Origin of the sequence: Nocardia sp. NPDC059229 (genome assembly GCF_042754165.1) — a bacterium.
Lineage (GTDB): Bacteria > Actinomycetota > Actinomycetes > Mycobacteriales > Mycobacteriaceae > Nocardia.
Window position 1 is genome coordinate 1 of record NZ_JBHZAK010000030.1, and the last position, 24,736, is coordinate 24,736.

21 protein-coding genes and 4 pseudogenes are annotated in these 24,736 nt (G+C 64.5%); 15 read left to right on the forward strand and 10 right to left on the reverse strand.

Annotated features, from left to right (window positions below; translation table 11 throughout):
* Positions 1–182, reverse strand: a pseudogene (locus ACFXHE_RS39425) (cytochrome b); the annotation flags it as partial.
* Positions 183–199: 17 nt separating this feature from the next.
* Complete coding sequence (locus ACFXHE_RS39430) at positions 200–1,612, reverse strand: FAD-dependent monooxygenase (RefSeq protein WP_379390097.1); 1,413 nt, start codon at positions 1,610–1,612, stop codon at positions 200–202.
* Between ACFXHE_RS39430 and ACFXHE_RS39435 the strand changes: the two are divergent.
* The 6 genes and pseudogenes from ACFXHE_RS39435 to ACFXHE_RS39460 all read left to right on the forward strand — a co-directional run.
* Positions 1,562–1,831 (forward strand): annotated as a pseudogene (locus ACFXHE_RS39435) (transposase); the annotation flags it as partial. The gene ACFXHE_RS39430 and the pseudogene ACFXHE_RS39435 sit on opposite strands and share 51 nt — an antisense overlap.
* A 161-nt stretch (positions 1,832–1,992) precedes the next feature.
* Complete coding sequence (locus tag ACFXHE_RS39440; protein ID WP_379390099.1) at positions 1,993–2,205, forward strand: hypothetical protein; 213 nt, start codon at positions 1,993–1,995, stop codon at positions 2,203–2,205.
* A gap of 145 nt (positions 2,206–2,350) precedes the next feature.
* Positions 2,351–3,208: pseudogene (locus ACFXHE_RS39445) on the forward strand (nitrilase-related carbon-nitrogen hydrolase); the annotation flags it as partial.
* Between the two features lie 69 nt (positions 3,209–3,277).
* Positions 3,278–3,490: a hypothetical protein gene (locus ACFXHE_RS39450; RefSeq protein WP_379390236.1), complete on the forward strand. Its 213-nt coding sequence runs from the start codon at positions 3,278–3,280 to the stop codon at positions 3,488–3,490.
* A 300-nt stretch (positions 3,491–3,790) separates the two neighbouring features.
* Positions 3,791–3,964: a hypothetical protein gene (locus ACFXHE_RS39455; protein WP_379390101.1), complete on the forward strand. Its 174-nt coding sequence runs from the start codon at positions 3,791–3,793 to the stop codon at positions 3,962–3,964.
* 50 nt (positions 3,965–4,014) lie between these two features.
* Positions 4,015–4,372, forward strand: a pseudogene (locus tag ACFXHE_RS39460) (transposase); the annotation flags it as partial.
* Between the two features lie 45 nt (positions 4,373–4,417).
* Here ACFXHE_RS39460 and ACFXHE_RS39465 read toward each other — a convergent pair.
* The 6 genes from ACFXHE_RS39465 to ACFXHE_RS39490 form a co-directional block, all read right to left on the reverse strand.
* The gene (locus tag ACFXHE_RS39465; protein WP_379390103.1) at positions 4,418–6,043 is read right to left on the reverse strand and encodes an indolepyruvate oxidoreductase subunit beta family protein; all 1,626 of its coding nucleotides are present in this window, start codon (positions 6,041–6,043) and stop codon (positions 4,418–4,420) included.
* A complete protein-coding gene (locus ACFXHE_RS39470) occupies positions 6,040–8,205 on the reverse strand; it encodes a thiamine pyrophosphate-dependent enzyme (protein ID WP_379390105.1) in 2,166 nt (721 codons plus the stop codon). Before ACFXHE_RS39470 ends, ACFXHE_RS39465 begins: the two co-directional genes overlap by 4 nt.
* 13 nt (positions 8,206–8,218) lie before the next feature.
* Positions 8,219–8,989: a cyclase family protein gene (locus ACFXHE_RS39475; protein WP_379390107.1), complete on the reverse strand. Its 771-nt coding sequence runs from the start codon at positions 8,987–8,989 to the stop codon at positions 8,219–8,221.
* A gap of 112 nt (positions 8,990–9,101) precedes the next feature.
* Positions 9,102–10,712, reverse strand: coding sequence for a phytoene desaturase family protein (locus ACFXHE_RS39480; RefSeq protein ID WP_379390109.1), 1,611 nt, complete (start codon positions 10,710–10,712; stop codon positions 9,102–9,104).
* A gap of 110 nt (positions 10,713–10,822) precedes the next feature.
* Complete coding sequence (locus ACFXHE_RS39485) at positions 10,823–11,260, reverse strand: cupin domain-containing protein (protein ID WP_379390111.1); 438 nt, start codon at positions 11,258–11,260, stop codon at positions 10,823–10,825.
* Positions 11,260–12,126, reverse strand: coding sequence for a fumarylacetoacetate hydrolase family protein (locus ACFXHE_RS39490; protein WP_379390113.1), 867 nt, complete (start codon positions 12,124–12,126; stop codon positions 11,260–11,262). The genes ACFXHE_RS39485 and ACFXHE_RS39490 overlap by 1 nt, the downstream gene beginning before the upstream one ends.
* A 174-nt stretch (positions 12,127–12,300) precedes the next feature.
* Between ACFXHE_RS39490 and ACFXHE_RS39495 the strand changes: the two genes are divergently transcribed.
* The 4 genes from ACFXHE_RS39495 to ACFXHE_RS39510 all read left to right on the forward strand — a co-directional run bounded on the left by ACFXHE_RS39495 (position 12,301) and on the right by ACFXHE_RS39510 (position 17,325).
* Positions 12,301–12,705 (forward strand): RidA family protein, encoded by a 405-nt coding sequence (locus ACFXHE_RS39495; RefSeq protein ID WP_379390115.1) that lies wholly within the window; start codon positions 12,301–12,303, stop codon positions 12,703–12,705.
* A 105-nt stretch (positions 12,706–12,810) separates the two neighbouring features.
* Complete coding sequence (locus ACFXHE_RS39500; RefSeq protein WP_379390117.1) at positions 12,811–14,424, forward strand: AMP-binding protein; 1,614 nt, start codon at positions 12,811–12,813, stop codon at positions 14,422–14,424.
* Positions 14,421–14,912, forward strand: a complete 492-nt coding sequence (locus ACFXHE_RS39505; RefSeq protein WP_379390119.1) for an acyl-CoA thioesterase — start codon at positions 14,421–14,423, stop codon at positions 14,910–14,912. The genes ACFXHE_RS39500 and ACFXHE_RS39505 overlap by 4 nt, the downstream gene beginning before the upstream one ends.
* A 7-nt stretch (positions 14,913–14,919) precedes the next feature.
* Positions 14,920–17,325: a bifunctional salicylyl-CoA 5-hydroxylase/oxidoreductase gene (locus ACFXHE_RS39510; protein ID WP_379390121.1), complete on the forward strand. Its 2,406-nt coding sequence runs from the start codon at positions 14,920–14,922 to the stop codon at positions 17,323–17,325.
* A gap of 70 nt (positions 17,326–17,395) precedes the next feature.
* Here ACFXHE_RS39510 and ACFXHE_RS39515 read toward each other — a convergent pair whose 3' ends face one another.
* Positions 17,396–18,394, reverse strand: a complete 999-nt coding sequence (locus ACFXHE_RS39515) for a helix-turn-helix domain-containing protein (RefSeq protein ID WP_379390123.1) — start codon at positions 18,392–18,394, stop codon at positions 17,396–17,398.
* A gap of 37 nt (positions 18,395–18,431) precedes the next feature.
* Here ACFXHE_RS39515 and ACFXHE_RS39520 point away from each other — a divergent pair, with 37 nt between their 5' ends.
* The 5 genes from ACFXHE_RS39520 (at position 18,432) to ACFXHE_RS39540 (ending at position 24,362) form a co-directional block, all read left to right on the forward strand.
* Complete coding sequence (locus ACFXHE_RS39520) at positions 18,432–19,415, forward strand: SDR family oxidoreductase (RefSeq protein WP_379390125.1); 984 nt, start codon at positions 18,432–18,434, stop codon at positions 19,413–19,415.
* Positions 19,416–19,442: 27 nt separating this feature from the next.
* On the forward strand, positions 19,443–20,672 hold the full coding sequence (locus ACFXHE_RS39525) for a styrene monooxygenase/indole monooxygenase family protein (protein ID WP_379390127.1): 1,230 nt from the start codon (positions 19,443–19,445) through the stop codon (positions 20,670–20,672).
* Positions 20,669–22,384, forward strand: coding sequence for a flavin reductase (locus tag ACFXHE_RS39530; protein WP_379390129.1), 1,716 nt, complete (start codon positions 20,669–20,671; stop codon positions 22,382–22,384). The genes ACFXHE_RS39525 and ACFXHE_RS39530 overlap by 4 nt, the downstream gene beginning before the upstream one ends.
* Before the next feature lie 164 nt (positions 22,385–22,548).
* Positions 22,549–23,454 carry an acyl-CoA thioesterase gene (locus ACFXHE_RS39535; RefSeq protein WP_379390131.1) on the forward strand — a complete coding sequence of 302 codons (906 nt, stop codon included), beginning with the start codon at positions 22,549–22,551 and terminating at the stop codon, positions 23,452–23,454.
* Between the two features lie 23 nt (positions 23,455–23,477).
* Complete coding sequence (locus ACFXHE_RS39540; protein WP_379390133.1) at positions 23,478–24,362, forward strand: PaaX family transcriptional regulator C-terminal domain-containing protein; 885 nt, start codon at positions 23,478–23,480, stop codon at positions 24,360–24,362.
* A 169-nt stretch (positions 24,363–24,531) separates the two neighbouring features.
* Here the strand turns inward: ACFXHE_RS39540 and ACFXHE_RS39545 are convergent, their stop codons facing one another.
* Positions 24,532–24,732 (reverse strand): hypothetical protein, encoded by a 201-nt coding sequence (locus ACFXHE_RS39545; RefSeq protein WP_379390135.1) that lies wholly within the window; start codon positions 24,730–24,732, stop codon positions 24,532–24,534.
* Between the last annotated feature and the right edge of the window lie 4 nt (positions 24,733–24,736).

Here is a 24,736-nt window from a genome sequence, read left to right on the forward strand (position 1 = left end):
AGCGTCAGGTAGATACCCGACAGCAGCAGGATGATGAACGCGTACAGCGCGATCTCACCGAGCAGGAACGACCAGTGGGTCGGGAAGACCTTGTTCATTGCCCCGCGTACCATCGCAGCGGGGTGAAAACGCTCATCAACCTCTTTTGCGAGGTTGCCTGACTGATCTGGCTTTGTCCGCATTGCCGCGTCCTTATTCTTCAGTAAACTGGATTAATCAGGCTGGCGACTGTGATGCGCGCGAGACGATCGGATTCAAGGCGCTTGAATATACCGCGGCGTACTGCAAGTGCAGGTCTGGTCTTCCTGTGAACCATCCATCCATACTGGTGAGACTTGCGCTGTATGTCCCGTACTCGCCGGCTCCGCTTGATTTGATACTCGAGAAGTGCGCCGCCGATTTCTGGCGAATTATTCAGGGTTCGTGCGAGTGTAATAGCATCTTCGATTGCCATCGAACCGCCCTGCCCGAGGTCTGGGCACATAGCGTGTGCCGCATCGCCGATAAGAGCAACCCGTCTCGTAACCCATGTCGTAAGTATTACCTCCTCGATATCTCCGGAGTGTATGGAGGCATCGTCCGGATTTGATTCCACGACGTACCTGGCCGGTCCATCGAAAGAACCGAAGAGCTCCCGCAGAAGTCTCATGCTTTCCGATGCGTCGCGAACCACTCCCCGCGCCGAGGGGAAAGTGGAGTAGGAATAGAGCAGATCATCCCCGATCGGGAGAATTCCCATTCTCCGTCCACTGCCCCAGAGCTCCGACATGCCTTCGAACCCCGTCGGGCGCGGGATGACGACCCGTATTGCCGAGTATCCCGCGTAACGGCGTTCAATCTCTCCGAAGATCAGCTTCCGAACTTGCGAGGCGCGTCCGTCCGCGCCTACTACGAGGTCGTACTCTGCGCTGGTTCCATCGCTGAATTCTGCAACAATACCGCCGGGGAGCTCTCGAAGGCCCGTCACGGTAACACCCAGTCGCGGATTATTCTCGAGCGATGCGGCAAGGGCGTCATGGAGAGCACCTCGGTGGATTCCGATGGTTGTCGTCCCGTATACATCGGCCACCGCACCGAAACCGAAGCCATTCATATGGCTTCCATCCGAGTCGAAGATAGTCACCTTGTTCAGAGGGACTCCTCGATCCTGGACCGCAACCCCCATGCCGATCGTATTGAGCGCCAGGATCCCGTTGAAGCCAATCGCGATTCCCGAACCTACTGGGCGCCATTCCGGCGCGAGATCCACCATGTCGGCGGTAGCACCGTGATGCTTCAGCGCAGCGGCGAACGTCAGTCCCGCAATTCCGCCACCCACGATCAATATTCTTCGCGGTATCGCCACCGTCGCTCCTCTTCGAGTCATGCCGGGGTTGCTACAGATAGAGTAGTTATTGCTACAGTTGTAGATGCACCTGCTGATGCTGTCAAGAGCCGATGGGGTGCTGAGCTGGCAGCAGGCGACAAATTCGTGGGTGCCGTCACCGGCGTCGGTGCGGACCCGGTACTTTCTTCCCGGCCCGATAGCCCGGCCGCCACGGCAGGCTGTGATGCGATCACCGCCGGTGACCCACTGATCATCGACCTGGACGCCACCCTGATCGACGCCCATTCGGACGAGCAGCACGCCGCTCCAACAGTCAAGCGGGACTTCGGCTTTCACCCGCTGCTCGGCTTTCGTCGACCGTGGTTGGCGAGAGCGCCGGGGAACCGGTCGCCGCGCTGCTGCGCCCCGGCAAACGCCGGCGTCAGCACCGCCGCCGACCACGAACGGTCGCTGGCCGGCGCGCTGGAACCTCGGCCGGATACACCGTCACCGGGGCGATCGGTTCACCGCTGGATCAAGGACCAGATTCGGGTTCCCGCGGATCACCTCCGTCGGCATGGCTCTCATCGCGGCTACGCCCAGAGATTCAGAAACTTCTCCATTTGGAGAAAACATGAGATACGCTGTGCGCACAGGACACAACGTGTCGGTAGTGAAGGACAACGATGACCAACACGATCATCACCGACGGGCGGGTGCGAGCACTCGCGCCTGACACGCCGGAAGGACAAGCGCTGGTGCTATCCGACGGATGCGGGCTGGCGGCGGGGGACCGGGACTCCATGGTCCTGCACGCATATCTGGGCGGCTCGATCGTCCACGACAGCGGCGACCACGACTCGCTGGCCGCCGCGAAGACCGAGGGGGTTCGGTCGTGAACGCCGAAGTGACGAGCCGGGTGCTCGCTCGGATCGACAGCTTGCGTGACGAATGTGCCGCGAAGACATACGCCGTCGCCGCTATCGAATGGTGTGGTGCGGAATGACCGGCCTCGCCGCCGGGGCAGCACCGGTCGCACCGTATATGGCGGTCGGGTTGTCGACCATCGTTCACGGCATCGGGGCGCGCGACCACATCGCGCGCAACCTCGACACGATCGAGGAGACCATTCACGCGGCGGTGTCGATCGTCGGCATCAACCTGCCGGTGAAACTCGTCGCTCTGGCCGAAGGGGCCCTCACCGGCTTCACCGACGAGATCTTCGATCTGCCGCACAGCCGGTGCGCCAGAGAGCTTTTCATCGATATACCCGGCCCGGAGACCGATCGTCTCGCTGCGCTGGCCCGGCTGTACGAAACCTACCTCATCGTCCAGTGCAAAGCCCGCTGGCCCGAGGTCATCGCGGACCGGTTCTTCAATGTCATGGTGGTGATCTCGCCGCAGGGTGAGATCGTCCACCGGGCCGCCAAGAACCATGTGTGGTGCCGGGAGCATTCGTGTACCCCGCACGATGTCTACGATCGGTGGGTCGAGCTGTTCGGCGATGGCATCGACGCCTTCTATCCGGTGCTGCGGACCCCGGACATCGGCAACATCGGCACGCTGTGCTGCAGCGACGGCGAGTACCCGGAAGCCGTTCGGGCACTGGCGTTCAACGGCGCGGAGGTGGTGTACCGACCCAGCGAAGCCGTGCCGATGACCGCGGCCGGTCCGGACGCTGGAGGCACCTGGCTGCTGCAGAATCGGGCGCACGCGCACTTCAACGGGGTGTACATGGTGTGTCCGAATACCGGGCCGGTTTACTCCAGCCCCGCCGCCGAGCACCCTGTGGACATCGCCGGCGGCAACGGGCACATCGTCGACTATCACGGTCAGGTGATCGGGCGGGTATCGTCGGGCGCCAACGCGATCATTGCCGCGCCGGTGGATGTCGAGGCGCTGCGCCAGTATCGGATGATGAACCTGAACTCGAACTGGCTCAAGGACATTCGCACTGAGCTATTCCAGCGCATGTACGACCGATCGATCCATCCGGCCAATCTTTGGCTCGACCGTGAGCCCGGGCGGCACGCCGCGGTAGACGACATCTACCGGGCCAATATCGCTCGTCTGGTACAACAGCGCGCGTATACCGAACCCGCACAACGGTTTCCCGGTGCACGCCATATCCCTGTGTCAGGCGACAGCGACATGGACGCCGTCGTGGCCAGGTGGCGGACGTAGCCGTCCTATCACCACCGCGGCCGAAAGGACGTGACGTGTTCCTCACCTCCCGCAAGCCCCGCCTTGTCGTCGGCACATCGGGTTGGAGCGCACCGCAACTCGGTATCGACCTGCTGTGCACGCTCGCCGAATCCGCGATGGTGGAGACACACCGGGTCATCTCGCACGGAGCACGGCGCTGCATCCAGCTGGAGGATGGCCGGGGTGAGGACGTCTCCGGGTATGGCCGTGGTGCCGACGTCACGCCGAAGGAACGCCGGCACCTGGTGCTGGCCGTACGTGAGACTCCACATCCGAAACATGAAAATCGTTGCGCTCGCCGGAGCGACGGTCCTGCCGCGGGTGCCCGCCTTCTACCACCGGCCCCGGACAATCGACGACCTGCTCAGGCAGACTGTCGGCAAGATCCTCGACCAATTCGGCATCGACCACCACCTTGTCGCCCGCTGGCGTGCTCCCGATGAAGACCGATGAACCACGCGCGCAACGATTTCCGGACACGCTCACCGCAGCGGGACCGATGCTCGGATCGGCAAACAGTCGAAGCGCCGCGCTGTGATCTTCGGTGGAAGATCGCGTGTGGGTTCGTGTTGGACGACGAGGGGTTTCATCCGAGCACGCTGACGTATTGGCGGCGGTGACTGGCGGCTTCGGATCGGCCGATCGGATCTTCTATTCCGTGCGTGCGGTGGTCGCCGAAACCGGTGTGCTGCAAGGCAAGACACGTCGGACGTTGGATTCGGTAGTACTCGACGCGGTCGAGTACTACCCAGGACCCGGTGATGCAGTCGATTGCGGCGATCCGCCGGGTCCGCCGCCAGGTTTCCCGCGAAACTCATCGACACGCGATGCCGAGCCCATGGTTACGACGACCCGGGCAAGTGTTGGTTGTGCCGGGATGTCCGACGCGTTGCCTCGAGAGGATTGTCAGCTGGGCACCGCTGCAGCGAGCGCGATGGTCAGAGCTGTATGGGTCTCGTCGGCGAGTGCGGCCGCCCGGAGCTTCGAGAGTCGTTCGGCTGCATCTGGGTGCCCGGTTAGTTTGTGGGCGGCGTGCATGAGTTTCCCGAAACTATCGGTGCCGTGTTCGAAGGTGGCGCCGTAGCCTTTCAGCACACATTGGCATTCGAGGATCTCGCGGGCGAGGTCGGCATCGAGTGGGGCAGCGGTTGATGCTGCTTTCAGCCATTCGTTGATGGCTTGCTGTTCGCGCTGATAGCGCAACGATCGTGGGCGCAAAGGACGTAGTCGGGCTGTTATCGACAGGGCCGTGTAGCCGGTGATCGAGCTGGTATTGACGGTCATGCCTCGACGGGTGAATTTTCGGACCAGACTTTGGAATGTGCTGGAGCGTCGCAGGACCGAGCCAACTCGAGCCGGCATGGTGTCGGTGATCTCGTCGATCTGTGGGTGGAGGTACTCGCGGACCTGAATCAGTTGGTCCGGTTCGGCACGCGCCTCGGAGCGGATGCGATCCATGCGGCGTCGCCGGATTTTTTGCAGCGCAACCTGAATGGTGTCCTGATAGCACATCCACAGTGCGATCTGCCGGGCCGCTTCGGTGGTGAGCAGGGCACTGCCCTCTGCATCTGGATCTACTGCCGCGAATTCCCTTACGCGACTCAGATATAGCCGAGAGTACGAAGTGTCCTGATACACCGCGGTGCGGACCAGGCCATGCAGGATCATGGACCGCGCCGCAGGCGGGAGATCTCTGACGGTCTCCGCGAGCTTCCGCAGTTTGGGGCCGACGAGCGCTCCGGGGTCGAAGGCGGCTATTTCGTTGCGGTGCTCATCTTCTCGTGCCTTCCGCTCGTCAGCGGTGAGCGGCCGGGAAATAAGGGTCAATTCCACTGGCTGTGAAGTTCGCGGTGGGATCAGGGGTTCGGTGACTGTCGGTGTGGCGGCAGCGCGGAAGCCGTCGGCGAACGCACGCAGGGACTGTTCGACCCCTTTGCCGAAGCCGCGAATCGGCTCTTCGAATTGTTCTCGGGTGAACGGTAATACGCCGGATCCGGCCACTGCGCCGAACAGCGCCGCACTGATCACGCTGCGGTGCTGGTCGGCTACTGCCATGAAGTCGGACGCTATCAGTCGCTTCGATCCGCGCCGGGCCGCGTCCAGCAGCGTCGCGCTGTCGACCCGACCGTCGCCGAGAGCCATCTTCTCGTCGATCGAATACACCCTGTGTGTGGAGGTGAACAGGGTGGTTCGATCCGGTGTTGTGAAACCACGTTGGACGGCGCGGGCCGCTTCCATCAGCTCGGAGGCAATCACGATGTCCACTTCACCAGGGGTGGGGAACACGCTCAGCACAGGTTCGCTGCGTGCGGTTCCGGTGGTGTGGCCGGTTCGGGAGGGTGGGAACAGTTCCACGTAGTACACGGTGGATCCGGTGCGCTGGGCGACACCGGGCACAGACGTGGTCTGGGCGAAGTAGTCAGCTGACTCGGCGACTTCCACGATCCAGTCGGAGAGTACGCCCCCGCCTTCGCCGCCCATGGCCAGGATCGCGAGTGTTATGGGGCGCTGTCCGGTGTACCAACCTGTCATGGAGTTACCTCGAATCCGGCGGCGCGGCGCTCTATTCCGCGCGCGAGCATGTTGATCCACCAGGTGCGCAGCCGGGCCAGCATGCGATCGCGCCGGGTGGGGTTGTAGACAACGTCCGTTCGGTAGAAGGACGGACACAATACGGCCGCATGCGCGTTGGCGCCGCACACTCCGCATCCGACGCAGCTGTCGATCACGGTCGCGATCGGATCGGTGCGCATAGGGTCGGGGTTGTCGGTGATGGTCAGCGACGGGCAGCCGGAGATGCGGATGCAGGCGTGGTCACCGGTGCAGGTCTCCGGGTCGACGCCGAAACGTTCGCGGACCACCCGCTCGCCGGCCTGCAAGGCCTGTGCCCGCTGCGGCTTCTCACGCCGCTGCCGATTGAGCTGGCATTCACTTTGCATGACAAGGACTTTCGGCCCTGTTTGATCGGTGGTGAGCGCATCGACGAAGGTGTCGCGCACGGTGGTGACGTCGTAGGTGTTGTCTATTGTCTTGGCCCAGTTGACACCGATGCCGCGGACGGCCCTCTCGATGGGATGTTTCGTGGAGCGGGTCGGCAGGTCGGCGTGCGAGGAGAGCACGTCCTGACCTCCAGTGGCGGCCGCGTAGTCGTTGTCGACGACTACCAGTAGCTGGTCGTTCTTATTGAAGACCGCGTTGCCGACGCCGCTGCTCAGCCCGTTGTGCCAGAAGCCCCCGTCGCCCATCATCGCGATGGTTCGGCGGTCGGAGCCCTTCGAGTTCAACGCCGCCGCAGCCGCCGAACCGAGGCCATAGCCCATGGTTGTCGCCCCCAGACCGAACGGCGCGTTTATCGAAAACAAGTGACAGCCGATGTCGGCACTGATGTGGTGTTCGCCCGTTTCGCGTTCGGCGAGTTTCAATCCGCTGAAGATGGGGCGCTCTGGACATCCGGTGCACAGCCCGGGCGGCCGGGGCCGCACAATGTGCGGCTCGACCCGGACCGCGAACGGGCTCGCCGGGTCATCGGCCGAGCGCAGGAGCGCGGGTTCGGCAGTGATCACCTCGGGCAGATAGCTGCTGAGAAAACGATGCACTCCACGCGTGACGACCAGCGAGGTGTACTCGCCTGCCATGGTCAGCATGTCCTTGCCGTGCAGTTCTGTGGGTATGCCGGCACGGCGCAGGATGGCATTGATGTTCTGTTCGATGAAGTCCGGCTGGCCTTCTTCGATCAGCAGCACCGAGCGCTTGCCAGTGCAGAATTCGATGACTTCTTCGTCGATCACCGGGTAGGCAACGTTCATTACGTACAGCGGTACCCGAGTGTTGCCGAACGCATCCGAGCATCCGAGCAGTTCCATCGACCGGTTGAGGGTGTTGTACAGCCCTCCTTGAACGATGATTCCGACGTCGGCGAGGTCATCGCCGAACACCTCATTGAGCCCGTGGTCGCGGATGTGCTTCACCGCGGCGGGCCATCGGTTTTCGATCTTTTCCTTCTCATGTTGAAAGCTGGCCGGCGGCAACACGATTCGACTCACGTCGCGAGTGGGCCGCCGGGTCGCTTCGGTGACCGTCATCGGAGGCCGCTTGTTGTCTTCGGCCTCGAACGCTCCATGCAGGTGACAAGAGCGCAGGCGCAGCAGCAAGAACACAGGGGTGTTGCTCGCCTCCGACAACTCGAAGCCGGATTTGACCGCGTCCACGATCGCAGTGATGTTCGGCCGCGGATCCAACAGCCACATCTGCGATTTCATCGCGAACGCGTGCGAACGCTCCTGCATGATGCTCGAGCCCTCGCCGTAGTCCTCGCCGAGGATGATGAGTGCTCCGCCGGTGACGCCGCCGCTGGCCAGATTCGCCAGGGCGTCGGCAGCAACGTTGGTGCCCACGGTTGACTTCCATGTCACCGCGCCACGTAGCGGATAGTGCACCGATGCGGCCAGCATCGCCGCCGCGGTAGCTTCCGAGGCGCTGTTTTCGAAATAGACGCCGAGCTCGTCGAGTACGTCTTTGGAATCGCCGAGCACATCCATGAGATGGGAGATCGGTGCGCCCTGGTAGCCGCCGACATAGGCGACACCGGCCTGCAGCAACGCCTTCGTGACTGCCAGGATCCCCTCCACGTGCAGGGTCGTGCCGGAGCCCTGCCGCAGTTTGCCGACCTCGTTCGCGAAAGACCGTTCCGCCATGGTTTTCCCTCCCTTAGCGGGCGTCGCGTTCGACGAGTGCGAGCACCCGCGCCGGGCTGCCGGACCCGCCGACGATCGGCAGCGGGGACACGATCAGCAGGGCGCCGGTGGCGGGCAGCCGGGCGAGGTTGCGCAGACTGGTCAGGCCCCATTTGTTGGCGCCCAGTAGCTGGCTGTGGCACGGGAAGGGCGGTTCGAACCCGGCGGCCGCGCCGGCGTCGGTGCCGACGGTTTCCACGCCGAGTCCGGTCAGTGCAGATTCTTCGGCCAGCCACTTGGCGCAAGCGGCGGAAACGCCGGGTGTGCGCCCGTCATTGGTGAACGCGGCGGCATCCTCACCTCGGGATTCCCATCCGGTGCGATAGAGTAGCCAGCCGCCCGCCGGGAGCGGTCCGTGCTTTTTCTCCCAGCGGCGGATGTGATCGATTTCCAACAGGAATTCCGGGTCGGCCGCGACCTCAGCGGTCATGTCGATCATGGCAACGGGCGCGAACAGTGTGCGCATCGGGGCTTGTGAGACATCGTGTCCGTCACGGCCGCTCAACCAGTGCACCGGTGCGTCGAGATGGGTGCCCGTGTGCTCGCCGGTGTGGATGTTGTTCCAGTACCAGGCGGGCCCGCGGTCGTCGTAGCGGCTGATCTCCTCGAGCCGGAACGGGACGGTGTTGGCCAGCGGCGGCGGTAACGGCAGGATCGGGGTGGACTCCTGCAACGGAGTAGTGAGATCGATGATGTCGACAGCGCCGGAGCGGGTCGCTTCAATGACGGCGTTGAGCAGAGACATCGTGGCTCCTGTGGTGGGGTAACTGGTTTCGAAGTCTGATGCGGCTGGTCGGGCCGAGCTATCCGCTGCACGCGGCGGTTATCCGGCCGGCGCAGTGCACCGGGGGCGCTGTTCACCGTGCGCGGAACAGTCTGCGCAGCTTGCGATTTCGTGTGAGCGTTCGCGCTACGAGGTGTCCCGATCCGCCGCTCAAGCCGGGGCCGGGATGCGTGGATGCGCCGATCTGCCACAATCCGGGCACGGGTGTCGCGTGCCGTCCGGCGGAGGGCAGGGGGCGCCACAGGTAACTTTGGTCCAATTCGCACGAACCCCCGTAGGGATCGCCCGTGACGGCATTCGGGTTGTGTGCGGCCAAATCGGCCGGGGTGATGACGTCGACCGCGAGCACTTTCCGGGGAAGGTCGGGAGCGTGGGTGGCGATTCGCGCCAATACACGATCGGCGAAACTCCGTGCCAGCGCCGGAGTCCAGCCCTGAGTTGTATCCAGCGCTCCGGCCGCATCGCCTACCGGTGCGAATGGGACTTCCTGCAGTTGCAGCCAGAGTGCGGCCGTACCGTCCGGCACTCTGCTGGGGTCGAGCAGGTACTGCTGGCCGACGACGACGGTCGGTCGGCGGGGGAGCAGCCCGGCTTCGGCCTCGGCGCAGGCGATTCCGGTGCTGTCGGATCCATCGGAGACGTGAATCAACGGAATGTGCCGCAATCGGGTGTCGGCCCAGTCCAGCGGCGCCGACAAAGCGACATGGACTTGCATTTCCGCGCGGCCGTAGCGGAAGGTCGCAGCCTCGGCGCGGATGGTGGATGACACTGCGTCGGGTGGTAACAGCTTGTCGTACAAGGCGGTTGGCGTCACCGAAGCGAGCACCGCGCGGCGGGCGTATGTGGCGTGGCCATTGGCGACGACCCCGACTGCTCGGCCGTGGTCCACCAGGATCCGCTCCACCGAGGTGGAAGTTCGCACCTCTACGCCGAGGGAATGCAGCAGCGACTCGAACGCTGTCAGCAGCCCGGCGGATCCGCCGGCAACCACCGGCAGTCCGGCCCCGTGCAGGGTGGTCGCGAGCAATGGCATCATCAGTCCGCCTGAAGCATGGTCCGGAGAGAGACCGGCGTGCAGCAGCCACGGTGCATAGAGATGATCGACCTCGTGGCCGCGAAACTCGCGGCGCGCGAATCCACGACCGCTGCTGAGCGCCATCCGCAGCCAGTCTTCAGTGTCGCGTCGCCCACCGCGGATCAGACCGGCCAGCGGTCGGAGGGCGGACGGCGAGCGCAGTTCGGCGTCCATCAGTCCGCCGATCGGTGCCGCACTCGCCGCAAGCCGGGCCAGCATCGCGAGGTATGCGGTTCGGTCCTCGGGGTCAGCGAATTCCATGACGGTGCGTTCCGGATCGCGGTGTGCGAGGGTGACGCGGCCGTCATCGGCAACGCTGGCGGTCATCCATTCTTCGGTGTTGCGGAATTCGAGTCCGTGTTCGTGCAGGTGAGGTCCGAGGCTCGCATAGGCGGCGCCGGAGACGAACAACGGATGCCAGGACGAGTAGGTGTCGTGCCGGTAGCCGGGAAGAGTGCGTTCTTCGGTGGCGATGAATCCGCCGATCTCCGCATTACGCTCCAGCAACTGCACCGACCAGCCGGCCAGTGCCAACTCGGCCGCGGCCACCAGGCCGTTGACCCCTGAGCCGACGATAATCGCGTCGGCTTCGGTTGTGATGTCGGTCATAGGACGCACCGTATGGTTGCGGCACTTGCTCGGCTATACGCTGCGCGCGGCATCTGTCCGGATCGTGCGGTCCGATGGCCCGGGCCGATGGTGCGACCCGAGCTCGAATCTCACGCCTGCCGGTATCCAACCAGGATGGAATCGTCGACATCGGGCAGGTTGACGACGATATTGTCCGGAGTGCGGCAGGTCAGCCAGACCAGCTTCTCGGTGGTGCTCATGTTCACCTCGACGTGCGGCATGAACGGTGGCACGAATACGAAATCGCCTTCGCTCATGTCGACGTACTCCTCATAGTTCTCCCCGTAGTAGATGCGCGCCTTCCCGGTGAGGACATAGCCGCCGGTCTCGGCTTCGCCGTGGTGATGGGGCAAGGAACGGTAGCCGGGTTCGTTGGTCACCTTGCCGTACCAGATCTTGGTCGCCGGGGTGTGCTGCGGGCTCACACCCGAGACGCGCACCGCGCCACCGGACTGTGCCGTCTCGGTGTACTCCGCTCCGGCTCTGGTGACAATCGGAGCGACCTGGATGGTGGAGTCGCTGGTCATCATGATTCCTTTCCGTCCCGCTGGGCGGGCTCGATATCATTGGGGGACAGGGTGATTCGATTGCGTAGCAGGCCGATGCCCTCGATTTCGGTCTCGACGACGTCGCCGGCACGCAGGTAGCGCGGCGGGTCTGCCGCGATGCCGACACCCCCCGGGGTGCCGGTCAATACGACGTCACCGGGACGCAGCACGGTGAACGCGGAGATGTACGACAGCAGGGTCGCCGGGTCGAAGACAAGGTCGTCGGTGGCCCCGGTCTGCTCCGCGGTGCCGTTGACTCGGCAGACTATGCGGAGGCCATCTGCGGGGTCGGCCTCGTCGGGCGTCACCAGATCGGGACCCAGTGGAGTGGTGGCGTCGAATGCCTTGCCTTGCAACCACTGCGAAGTCCGCCGCTGCCAGTCGCGCACCGAGAAGTCGTTCGCGACGGTGTATCCGGCGATAGCTGCCCGTGCCGTGTCGCGATCGGCCCGGCGCAGGGTGGCGCCCACGACGATCGCGAGTTCGGCCTCCCAGTCGAACAGCACCGCCTCGGCCGGGCCGGGCAGGGCGATGTCGGCGTCCCAGGCGGTGAGGGTGTCGGCGAATTTCGCGAAGAGTGTAGGGAATTCGGGCGCGGATCGACCCATCTCGGCGATGTGGGCGCGGTAATTGTGGCCGCAGCACACGATCTTGGTCGGCGCTGTCACTACCGGCGCCGCCCGCCCGGGTGGCGGCTGCTCGCCGGGCAGCGGTCGGACCGAGCGCCAGTTCTGGTCCGAGAGCAGTGCGCCGACGTCGGCGGCCGTCGTCGCATACCACTGTCCGTCGGCGCGGACTTCGGCGCGACTGCCGTGGTCGTCGCGGAGAACTGTTCGCAAACGCATCGCTGGAGACTCCAGGAATTCGGCCGGGTTGCCCGCGGCGGCTTCGAACGCAAGGAGCGGCAGCTCGTATATAGCGTTCTATTGACGATCATCAATCTAACACCATAGTGTGGTTCGGGCCACCCCTTCGAATCGGCTCGCCGCCCGGTGGGTCTCCGCGAGAAAGAGGCGATCATGCTCGTCGACCACATCAATCCGCCCGAGCTGGCGAAACCCTCCGGGTTCTCCCACGCCACGCGGTTTCGCGACATCGTTCACCTGGCGGGCCAGACCGCCTTGACACCCGAGGGGACGATCGTCGACGGCGGGATCGTCGCCCAGTTCCGGCAGGCGCTGGCCAATGTGATCGCGGCGCTCGAGGCTGCGGGTGGAAAGCCGCAGAATCTACTGTCGGTGACCATCTATCTCCTGGACATTCCCGGCTATCAGGCCAACGCCAAGGAAGTCGGCCGGCTCTGGCGCGAGTTGGTTGGCGAGGCGTACCCGGCGATGGCCGGAATCGGTGTCACCGCGCTCTGGCAACCCGAAGCGCTCGTGGAGATTCAGGCCGTAGCCGCGCTGGGCTCCGAACAGCCCTGATATCGCCCGCTCGGTGCGGCCTAGGAACATGGCGCGACATCGACGGCGGTCAACCAGAAGCAATGAGATTGTATTAGCCTCACCAGTTCGAAAGGGCCGAGCTTGATGCTCACACCCTCCGCGCACAAAGACACCTTCTGCCGCGACAATCTCCCGCCCGAAGCCGACTGGCCCGATCTGGTCTTCGACCTGGCAGGGCTGCACTACCCCGATCGACTCAACTGCGCGAGCGCCTTGCTCGATGCGACGGTAGCGGTCCATGGCCGGGCCAGGCCCTGCCTGCACTCCGAGTCCGAAACTTGGACCTACGGCGATCTTCTCGACCGTGCGAACCAGATTGCGCATGTGCTGGCCGACGAGTACGGCCTGGTTCCCGGAAATCGTGTGCTGTTGCGCGCTCCCAATACCCCATGGCTGGTTGCCTGCTGGTTCGGTGTCGTCAAGGCAGGAGGGGTGGTGGTGACCACCATGCCCCTGCTGCGTGCTCCCGAGCTGACCAAACTGATCGAGCTGACCCGCCCGGCGCTAGCTTTGTGTGATCACCGGCTGCTCGACGAACTGTCCGCGGCCGACACGGCCTTGCGTATCGCCTCGGTCGGCGGGCCGGGCGACGATGACCTGATCCGCAGGGCAGCAGCGAAACCGGTCGCCTACACCGATGTGCGGACCAGTGCCGACGACGTGGTGCTGCTTGCGCCGACCTCGGGTACGACCGGAATGCCGAAGATCGCCATGCACTTCCACCGCGACGTGCTGGCCATTGCCGACACCTTCTCCGCACATGTGCTGCGACCGCACGGCGCTGATGTCTTCATCGGGACACCGCCTTTGGCATTCACTTTCGGCCTCGGTGGGCTGGTGATGTTCCCGCTATCGGTCGGAGCGTCGGTCGTGCTGTTGGAGAAGCCTGATCCGGATGCGCTCGTCGCCGCGATCGAGAAGTTCTCGGTGACAGTGCTTTTCACTGCGCCGACCGCGTACAAGTCTTTGATCAAGCGCGACGATCCGGAGCGCCTGACATCCCTGCGCCGGTGCGTTTCGGCCGGTGAACATCTGCCCGAAGCCGTTTTCGAGCGGTTTCACGAACGGACCGGGCTGAAGATCATCAATGGTCTCGGTGGCACCGAGCTCCTCCACGTCTTCATCTCGGCGGCTGACGACGACATCCGCTCCGGCTCCACCGGCAGGGTCGTGCCCGGATTTCGCGCCGAGATCCAGGACGACGACGGCAATCCGGTACCGGATGGCACTCCCGGCCGGCTGGCGGTGCAGGGACCAACCGGATGCCGGTATCTGGCCGATCCCCGTCAGCGTCAGTATGTGCGCAATGGCTGGAATCTGACCGGCGACACCTACACTCGCGATGCCGACGGCTACTTCTGGTACCACGCCCGTAGCGACGACATGATCGTCTCGGCCGGGTACAACATCGGTGCACCGGAGGTCGAGGCGGTCCTCGACCAGCACCCGGATGTGGTTGAGAGTGCGGTGATCGGTGTTCCCGATGAGGACCGCGGCATGATCGTACACGCGGCGGTGGTGCTCCGGCCGGGCGTCGCGGGCGACGCGGCGAAGGCTCGCGAGCTCCAGGACTTCGCCAAAAGCACTGCGGCACCGTACAAGTACCCGCGCAGTATCGAATTCGTCGACAGTCTGCCCCGCAATCCCAGCGGCAAGCTACAGCGGTTCAAGGTGCGCGAGAACTGGGGGACGCGATGACCGACATCGTGATCGAGCGTGTCGTGGACTGGCAGGACACCGATGCGGCTGGCCACTACCACCACAGTACGGTCGTGCGCTGGGTGGAGGCGGCCGAAGCTGCACTGCTCGACCGAATCGGGCTGCGCTGGCTGTTCGGCCGTATTCCGCGAGTGCGATACGAAGTCGACTATCTGGAGCGCCTCTGGTTCGGCGATACCGCGTCCATCAGCCTGTCGGTGGGCAATGTCGGCCGATCCTCGCTCCGGTACGACTTCATCATCACCAGGATCCCCGCGGTGACGCAGCCGTCACTGCCGGAACCGTCGACGATCGCGGCCCGCGGCGTCCTGACAGCGGCCCACGTGCCCAACACAGACAGGGGCTCGCTGCCATGGCCCGACAATATTGCCGCGGCCTTACGCGGCGCCCCGCTGCCCGAATTCGGCTCGGCCGAGTCCAACCGGCAGCCAACTGAATTCGACCCTACTTCGACCCGAAGAGTGTGAGGCTTTCATGCGTATCGCCGTGATCGGCGGAGGGCCCGCGGGGCTGTACTTCTCCGCCTTGATGAAACAACTCGACCCCACCCACGACATCACCATCTGGGAGCGCAATGCTCCCGACGACACCTTCGGTTTCGGTGTGGTTTTCTCCGACGAGACCCTCGGTGGCATCGAGCATGCGGACGAGGAGATCTATCGTGCGATGAGCGAGCAATTCGCCCGCTGGAGCGACATCGATATCCACTACCGGGGTGAGGTCCGCACCTCCGGCGGCCAGGGGTTCGCGGCGATGAGCCGCAAGGAGTTGCTGCGCATCTTGCAGCGGCGATGCGCCGATCTGGGCGTCACCATCCATTTCCGCACGATCGCGCCGGATGTGAAGGAGTTGTCCGCCACCCATGATCTGGTGCTTGCGGCCGATGGTCTCAACTCCGTGGTGCGGACCCGTTTCGCGGATGTGTTCGGACCGGATCTGGATCGGCGGCACAACAAGTACATGTGGCTGGGCACCGACCGCGTGTTCGAGGCATTCGAGTTCTTCATCAAGCACACGCCGTACGGGGTCATGCAGGTACACGGCTATCCGTTCAGTGCCGAGCAGAGCACCTTCATCGTGGAGATGCATGAATCCGTGTGGCGGAAAGCCGGTTTCGACGTGTTCGCCGACCGCGCGTTCTTGCCCGGGGAGAACGACGAGAAGTCCATCGCGCTACTGGCCGAGATCCTGGCCGATGAGTTGGACGGCCACGGTCTGCAGGCCAACAACTCCCGGTGGATCGACTTCACCACGGTCCGCAACCGGACGTGGCGGCACGGCAATGTCGTGCTGATGGGCGATGCCGCGCATACCGCGCACTTCTCCATCGGCTCGGGCACGAAACTGGCCATGGAAGATGCCCTCGCGCTCGCCGCCTGTCTGCACGAAAATGACTCCGTCGCAACCGGTCTGGAAAAGTACGAGCAGGAACGACGGCCCGTCGTGGAGTCCATTCAACGGGCAGCGCAGGCCAGCCTGGAGTGGTTCGAAGCGATCGGCAATTACACCGATCAAGCGCCGGATCAGTTCGCTTTCAATCTTCTCACGCGCAGTCGCCGCATCACCTACGACAACCTGCGGCTGCGTGACAACGGATTCGTGAACCGGATCGACGGGTGGTACCTCTCGATCCAGGACGACACGCCGCAGAACGTGGCAGTGATCGGCGACGAGACTCGTCCGCCCATGTTCTATCCATTGCGGCTCAAGGGAATCGAGCTACCCAACCGGATCCTTGTCTCGCCGATGGACATGTACTCCGCCGTCGACGGTGTGCCCACCGATTTCCACCTGGTGCATCTGGGCAGCAAGGCGCTCGGCGGCGCTGGGCTGGTAATGACCGAGATGGTGTGTGTGTCGCCGGAGGGGCGCATCACGCCCGGTTGCGCGGGGCTGTACACCACCGAACAAGAGCGGGCGTGGGCCCGGGTCGTGGATTTCGTGCACACGAATTCCCGCTCGAAGATTGGTGTGCAACTGGGGCATTCCGGCCGCAAGGGCGCCACCAAGGTCATGTGGGAGGGCATCGACGACCCGCTGGACACCGGCGGCTGGGACACCGTCGCCCCGTCGGCCATCCCGTACGGACCCGACAGCCGCACCCCGCGCGAGATCACGTGCGAGGAGATGGACGAGATCACCGAACAATTCGCTCGGTCGGGCCAGGCCGCCGCCCGCGCCGGGTTCGATCTGCTCGAACTGCACTGTGCGCATGGATATCTGCTGTCGTCTTTCCTCTCCGCGCTGGCCAATCAGCGCACCGACGACTTCGGCGGCTCACTCGAGAACCGTTTACGCTTCCCGCTGCGCGTCTTCGATGCGATTCGAGCGGTGTGGCCCGCGGATCGGCCACTGTCGGTGCGCATTTCGGCCACCGACTGGGCGGAGGGGGGCAACACCGTCGACGACGCGGTCGAGATCGCTCGTGCCTTCGCCGAACACGGAGCCGATGTGCTGCATGTGTCCTCTGGCCAGGTGGTCAAGCATGAGAAGCCTGCGTTCGGGCGCAGCTATCAGACGCCGTTCGCGGACCGGATCCGGCAGGAGGTCGGTGTGCCCCATGGCATCTCGGTGGTGGCGGTCGGTGCCATCTCCTCCTACGACGATGTCAATTCGGTCCTGCTCGCCGGGCGTGCCGACCTGGTGGCGATCGGCCGCGCTCATCTGTGGGATCCGCAGTGGACACTGCACGCCGCGGTGGACCAGCAGTATGTCGGCGAGGCGGCGGAATGGCCCGCGCCCTTCCGCGCCGGTAACCGCAAACCGCCTAGCGGCCGCACCGACGGCCCGCCCCCGCGTCTTCAGTTGATCCGCGCTGCTGAAGGGGCAACGACCCTCCGGCGACGCTGGCAGCCGCCGGACGTCGGTGTGAGTCGCTGAGTACCGTCACACAGGATCTGTTTACATCCCCCGCCCGGCTACGGGCGGGGGATTTGCCTTGTGGTGTGGGCTATTTCCGGACGGTGCGGTCACGTTCCAGTCGAAGCGTCTGCGACGGTGATTCGCCGTAGCGATCGCGGTAGAGGATCGAGAAACGGCCCGGGTGCAGGAATCCCCACCGGATCGCGATATCGGTCACCGTGGCGGTTATCGGATCGGCCTGCAGCAGGTCGGTCCGTACGCGCCGCAGTCGTACATCGCGCAGGTATGCCATCGGTGTCGTGTCGTAATAGCGGCGGAAGCCGTCCTGGAGCGTGCGCGTGCTCACGCCGATTGCCTCGGCGATGTCGTCGATGGTGAGGGGTTCATGGGCGTGGGCTTCGATGAGGTCCGCGGCCTGCGCGATGGGCCGGGCCACGGTCCGCTGTGGTCGCCGGTCGAGCTCGTCGCGGTAATTGTGCGGCTGGCCGAGCAGCAGTTGGCTGACGAGGAGCCCTTCGAATTCCCGGACAGGTATGGATTCCGGGATCTCGGCCGAGCCGACGGCATCGGTCAACAGTTTGAAGAGCCCGCTCCAGGTGCGGCCGGCCGGGGTCGTGAGATCCATCCGCGGGGTGAATGCGAGGGGCGTGGTCGGTTCCCTTCCGATCTTCTTGCGCAGCACGTCGTGCACCGATGCGCGATCCAAGCGCAGCAGCAGTTGCCGATTCGCCCCTTCCCACGACATCGATACTCGCGGTCCGGGTTCGAGTACCGAGGCCACTTCCGGTGTGGAGGTGAAACTTTCGGCTCCAACGGTGATCGTGGCGCGACCGACGAGCGGGACCTGGACGAGGTAGAAGTCGTCGAGGTCGCGTGGGTCGATGCGAACATCGGTGCCGTACTCCAGGTAGTACACGCCCACGCTGTTCCAGCGCAGGCCGTTGAAATGTGCGTCGAGTCCGGTACTGCGGCTCAGTGGTGACAGCCGGTGGTCGCAAAAGGCCTGGCCGACGGTGTCGCGTACGACGTCAGGGTCGCTGGAGGCCGCTAGGCGGTATCGGCTGAGCGGGCGCTCATCATCGTTCATGCTTCCTCCGGGCGACACACGCGCGCATATCGTCCTATTGACCATCGTCATGATTGCGGATTATCAGTTTGTTCCATTCCGGCGTCATGCGTGTCAAGAACCGCCGGATCGACGCTGTGCGGACAAGCTCCGCGTTTGCGGGATAGCCGACGATCCAGCCGCTCCTTACCGTGACTCGGGTCACATTAGCGTGTGTAGTTCGGAGGGCTGCATGTCAACCTCAATCTCACTGTCCACGAAAACGGCGATCGTCACAGGGGGCGCCACCCTGTTCGGGACTGGTGTCGTCGCCGAGCTCGTCGCCGCGGGCGCGCAGGTGGTGGTAGCCGATATCGACGAGGTGGGCGGCGCGGCGGTTGCCGAGAAGTTCGACCGGGCCGCGTTCGTCCGGACCGACATCACCAGCGATGAGTCCATCCGGCGTTGCGTCAGTGCGACGGTCGAAAGGTTCGGATCGCTCGATGTCCTGGTCAATCTGGCCTGCTCGTACGGAGACGATGGCGCCGACACCGACCGGGCAACCTGGTTGCGGACCCTGGACGTCAACTTGGTCAGCGCGGTGCTGTGCGCTGCCACCGCCCGTCCCCATCTGGCGCGGAGCCGCGGAGCCATCGTCAACCTGAGCTCGATTTCGGCGAAGGTCGCGCAGGCCGGTCGGTGGGTATACCCGGCAAGCAAGGCCGCTATCGCCCAGGTCACCCGCAGCATGGCGTTGGATTACGCCGCTGACGGTATCCGAGTGAATTCGGTGAGCCCGGGCTGGACCTGGTCGAAAATCATGGATGAGCTTTCCGCCGGCGACCGCGCGCACACCGATTCCGTCGCGGCGCCCTTCCACGTGCTCGCCCGCACCGGCGACCCATCCGAGGTGGGTCGTGTGATCGCCTTTCTTGCCTCCGACGCGGCGTCGTTCGTCACCGGCGCCGACTGGGCCGTCGATGGCGGCTACTCCGCTCTCGGCCCGGAGCAGACCGTGAGTGCCATCCCGCAACTCGCCGCCGAGAGCGCTCCGGCGCACTGACCCGAACCCGAAAATCGAAGGAACACAATGCGTACCATCACAATCATCGGTGCCGGTCAGTCCGGCCTGCAGCTCGGCATGGGTCTGCTGGATGCCGGATACGACGTCCGGATCGTGTCGAACCGCACCCCCGAAGAGATCTTCACCGGCCCGGTGACCTCCAGCCAGTGCATGTTCGGCAGCTCGCTGGCCCGAGAACATGCACTCCGTCTGGATTTCTGGGCCGAGGGATGTCCGGATGTGGACGGCATCGCGTTCACTGTTCCCGACGACAAAGGGGGTAAGGCGATCTCCTGGGCTTCCCGGCTGGACCTTCCCGCGCAATCTGTCGACCAGCGGGTGAAGATGCCACGCTGGATGGGCGAATTCGAAGACCGCGGTGGTCAGCTCGACATCCACGATGCCACCCTCGACGACCTCGAGAGATATGCGCGCGAGTCCGACCTGGTGCTGGTGGCGGCGGGCAAGGGTGACATTGCCAAGATGTTCGAACGTGACTCGGCCCGTTCGACATTCGACCGACCGCAACGGGCGTTGTCGCTCACATACGTGACCGGCATGGCACCCCGTGAACCGTATTCGGCGGTGTCGTTCAATATGGTTCCCGGAGTCGGCGAGTACTTCGTATTCCCGGCGCTGACCACGACCGGGCCGTGCGAGATCATGGTCATCGAGGGTGTGCCCGGCGGTCCGATGGATTGCTTCGGTGGTGTCACCGACCCGCACCAGCACCTCGAGACCGCGAAGAAGATCGTCGAAACCTACCTGCCGTGGGAGGCCGAACGTTGCCGCGACCTCGAGCTCACCGACGATCTGGGCGTGCTCGCCGGTCGCTTCCCACCGACCGTGCGCCGGCCGATCGGGGTGCTTCCTTCGGGAGCTCCCGTGCTCGGTATGGCCGACGTCGTCGTGCTCAATGACCCCATCACCGGGCAGGGATCCAACAACGCCTCCAAATGTGCCGCCTCCTATCTGGCGAGCATCCTCGAGCACGACGAGCGCCCCTTCGACCGGCAGTTCATGCACGACACGTTCGAAAGGTATTGGGACTACGCGAAGTACGTGGTGGCCTGGACCAACGGGCTACTGGTTCCCCCACCCGAACACGTACTGGCGATGTTGGGCGCGGCCGGAACGAGTCCGCGTATCGCTCGTCGCTTCGCCAACGGTTTCGACGATCCGCGGGACTTCTTCCACTGGTTCATGGACCCCGACAGCGCGCGGTCGTACCTCGACGACCTCGCCCCTGCGGCATGAACGCCCAGGAACTCCACCGTATCGCCATCATCGGGGCAGGACAGGCCGGAGCCTTGCTGGCGTTGGGGCTGCGGCGCCACGGCTGCACGGTGACCTTGATCGGCGACCGCCACCCCGACGAGGTCCGGACCGGTTCGGTGCTGTCGAGTCAATGCCTGTTCGGGTCAGCCTTACGGGTCCTGAGCCGTATCGTCGACGTCGAGGAAGATGCCCCCGCTATCGACCGTCTTGCACTGAGCATCGACGGTGTGGGGGAAGTGGTTTCGGCGTTCGAGACTCCTGCGTACTCGATCGACCAGCGTGTGGCCTGCGCCGCCTTGATCGAGGCGTTCATCGCCGAGGGCGGGAGCTTCCACGTCGAGGACGTCACCGTGGAACGTCTGGATTCCCTTGCGGCACAACATAGTCTGACCATCGTGGCCACCGGCACCGGAGACCTGGGCCGGATGTTCGTCCGCGATCGGGTGCGGTCGCCGTACGACCGTCCGAAGCGGGCGCTGGCCGTGGCGTATGTGCGCGGACTGCTGCCCGACGACTCCGGCGCCGACCTCACCATCTCGGTGATGCCGGGTGCAGGGGAAGTGATCACGCTGCCTGCGCTCACCACCTCCGGCCCGTGCTCGATCCTGGTCGTCGAAGCGATCCCGGGCGGACCGATCGATCGCTTCGACAACGTGAAGACGCCGGAGGAGCATCTGCGACGGTGCGTGGAGGTCCTCGACGACGCGTTTCCGAAGATCGCGGCCCGAGCCCGCGATATCGAGCTGACCGATGACGGCGGTGTGCTGCGCGGCCGGTTGACGCCCACGGTGCGACGGCCGGTGGCCTTCACCGCGTCCGGACATCCGGTGCTGGGCTTGGCCGACGCGGTGGTGCTCAATGATCCGCTGACCGCTCAGGGCGCGAACAACGCTGTCCATGCGGCAGGTATCTACCTCGATGCGGTATTGCGGCACGGCGCGAAGGTGTTCGACACCGAGTGGATGCATGAGGTATTCGAATCCTTCTGGCGCAACTGGGGGCGGTGGTCCGTGGCGTGGACCAACCGCATGCTCACCGAGATACCCGAGCATGTACTGGATTTCGTGCGGATCGCCGCGGACGAGCCGGCGGTGGCCGGGTTGTTCGCAGCTGGATTCGACGACCCGAGCGCCGTGCACGACTGGTGGTTCGACCGGTCCGACGCCGAGCGCATGCTCGATGCGGTCCGGTCCGAATCGAATGCGGTCGACCCGCGGGCCTTGCGAAATGCCCTCGGGCTATACGCGACCGGTGTCACGGTCGTGACCGCACGCGCACTCGATGGCCGCAAGGTCGGGGTGACCGCCAACTCGTTCACCTCGGTCTCGCTGGATCCACCGCTGGTCGCCTGGTGCCCGGCCAAGAAGGCACCGAGTCTGCCCGACCTTGTCGCGGCGTCTCATTTCGCCGTGAACGTGCTCGCCGTCGACCAGTACGAGCTCTCGCGGCAGTTCGCCACGCCCGCGCCGGACAAGTTCGCCGGTGTGGCCCACCATGACGGTATCGCGGGTGTTCCATTGCTGGACAACAGCATCGCCCGCTTCCAGTGCCGGACCGTACAGCGGGTAGAAGCCGGTGATCATGTCATTTTCATCGGCGAGGTCGAGCAGTTCGACACCTGTAGCGGTCAGCCGCTGGTCTTCCACTCCGGGGGTTACCGAATCGCCGCCGATCATCCCGACTTCTCTTGAACGACAAGGGCGCTCGTCCACCGGTCGTCCGGACGGTAGTGGTTGCCGTCGCGTGGCCACCACCTTGTCCCATGATGTAGATTGTTCGTGACGATCGAAATACTGACTCTATATAACCGCTGCCGTAGTTGTACCTGCGGGCTGGGCTCTGAACGGACGGATCGATGCAGACCGAAACCCCGACCACATCCACCATCTTCACTGCGGCGGTAACGCTGACGCCGACCGAGCCGCAGCACTTCGATCTGGCCTTCGACGCCACTACTCAGCCATGTCCATGGCCCAAGGCTTATGGAGGCGATCTGGTGGCTCAGGCCGCGGCGTCGGCGATGCGGTCCGTGACCGATGGCAAGACGCTGCATTCGATGCACAGTTACTTCCTCCGCCCTGCCGATATCGGGGCGGTAGTGCGCTATGAGGTGGAGTTACTGCGAGATGGGCGCGGCTACAGCACCCGCCAGGTTCGGGGTTATCAGAACGACAGGCCGGTCTACGTCTGCCTGGCAAACTTCGCTGCTGGTGAATCCGGCGGCACCTTCGCCGGGCATATTGCGACTCCCGTCCCCGATCCGGACGAGTTGCCCAGCTCCGCGCGATATCTCGCCGACCGTCACGGCGGGACCATGACCGACGAGTCGAAAACCTACTGGTCCGAAGGCCGAAGTTTCGACATGCGCCACGTACCGGGCCCGGTATACCTGACGGTTGAAGGAAAGCGGGCACCGCACCAAGCGGTATGGGTGAAACCATTCGACCCGCTTCGCCCGGTTGACGGTCTCACCGATACCCAACGCGACCTCGCCGCCCTCGCCTACGTCTGTGACTACACCATCCTCGAACCCGTCCTGCGAGTGCTCGACCTGCCATGGGCCCGGCCCGGCCTGGTCACCGCCAGCCTCGACCACGCGATGTGGTTTCACCGCCCCGGCCGGGTCGGCGACTGGCTGCTCTACGTGCAGGAAGCGGTCGCCGCCGATGCCGGGCGCGGCGTCGGAATCGGTCGCTTCTATGACCGCGACCAGCGTCACCTGGCAACTGTCTTGCAGGAGGGAATGATTCGCGCCTCGTGACCCAGGGGACGTATGGTGCAAATATGACGACAGGGCTGGAAGTGGTGCCGAATGTGCGCGGACGAGAAGCTCGCCTCGCTCAGTTGATCATCACCATCTTCGGTCTGTGCGCGCGTGCCGAAGGCAACTGGCTGTCCACGGCGTCGGTTATCGCGCTGATGGCAGATCTGGGAGTAGACGCCCAGGCGGTCCGATCGTCCATATCGCGGCTCAAGCGGCGCGGCGTACTACTGAGCGAGCAGAACGCCGGTGCGGTCGGATACTCCCTTTCGGAATCGACGCTGGAGGCGTTGGCCGAAGGCGATGTGAGAATCTTCCATCGTGCCAGGGCATCCGAGGAAGACGGTTGGATTCTCGTCGTTTTCTCCGTGCCCGAGTCGGAGCGCGAGAAACGCCACGCGCTCCGATCGAGCCTGACCCGGCTCGGCTTCGGCACCGCAGCACCGGGAGTCTGGGTCGGCCCCGGAACGCTGGCCCGGGAGACCCGTCAGGTGTTGGACCGTCGCGAGTTGTCCGGCTACGTCGACATGTTCACTGGCCGCCACCTCGGATTCGGTGACATGCGCGCGAAGGTGCGTCAATGGTGGAATCTGCCGGAGCTCACTCAGCTGTACACAGACTTCCTCCAGCGGTATCGGCCCGTCCTCTATCAGGTGACTGCGACGAATATCGCCCCGCAGGAAGCGTTCCAGCTCTACGTCCCGATACTGACCGAATGGCGCCGGCTACCGTACCGTGATCCCGGCCTCCCATTGTCGCTACTGCCCCCCGCATGGAACGGGGAGGCCGCCGGCACCTTGTTCGACGAACTGAACGAGGCCCTCGCCATACTCGCCCAGAAGCACGCGCTGGCCGTCATTCATGGACAGCGCGCGAAGAGGCGGGGCCCGGCGCGGAAGGAGAGCTGAGCCTCGACGCCGGTCGATCCGGATGTTGGGCTGCCGCGTCACAACCGATCTCGACCGCCGTCGACTCCACGCTCGATCCGCCTTGGTCGATTGCCGCGCGCACACCGCCTCTTCGCTGCAGGGAGATCCGCGGCCCGTCATCAGTCGACACGCCGGAGATGCTTCCTGCTCAGACGAATCCGGTGATGTCGTCGCTGCGTTTGACGATCTGGATAGTCAGGGCAAGAACAGATTTCGCCCAGTCGGCCAGAGTGCCGACGTAGGTGCCGTCGGCCCAGATGAGGCTGATGGTGTCGAACAGTTCCCGCAGCTGTCGCAGGGCCGGCCGGGCGCCGTCGCGGTCCTGGGGTGCTCGCGCCGGTGAGCACAATCAG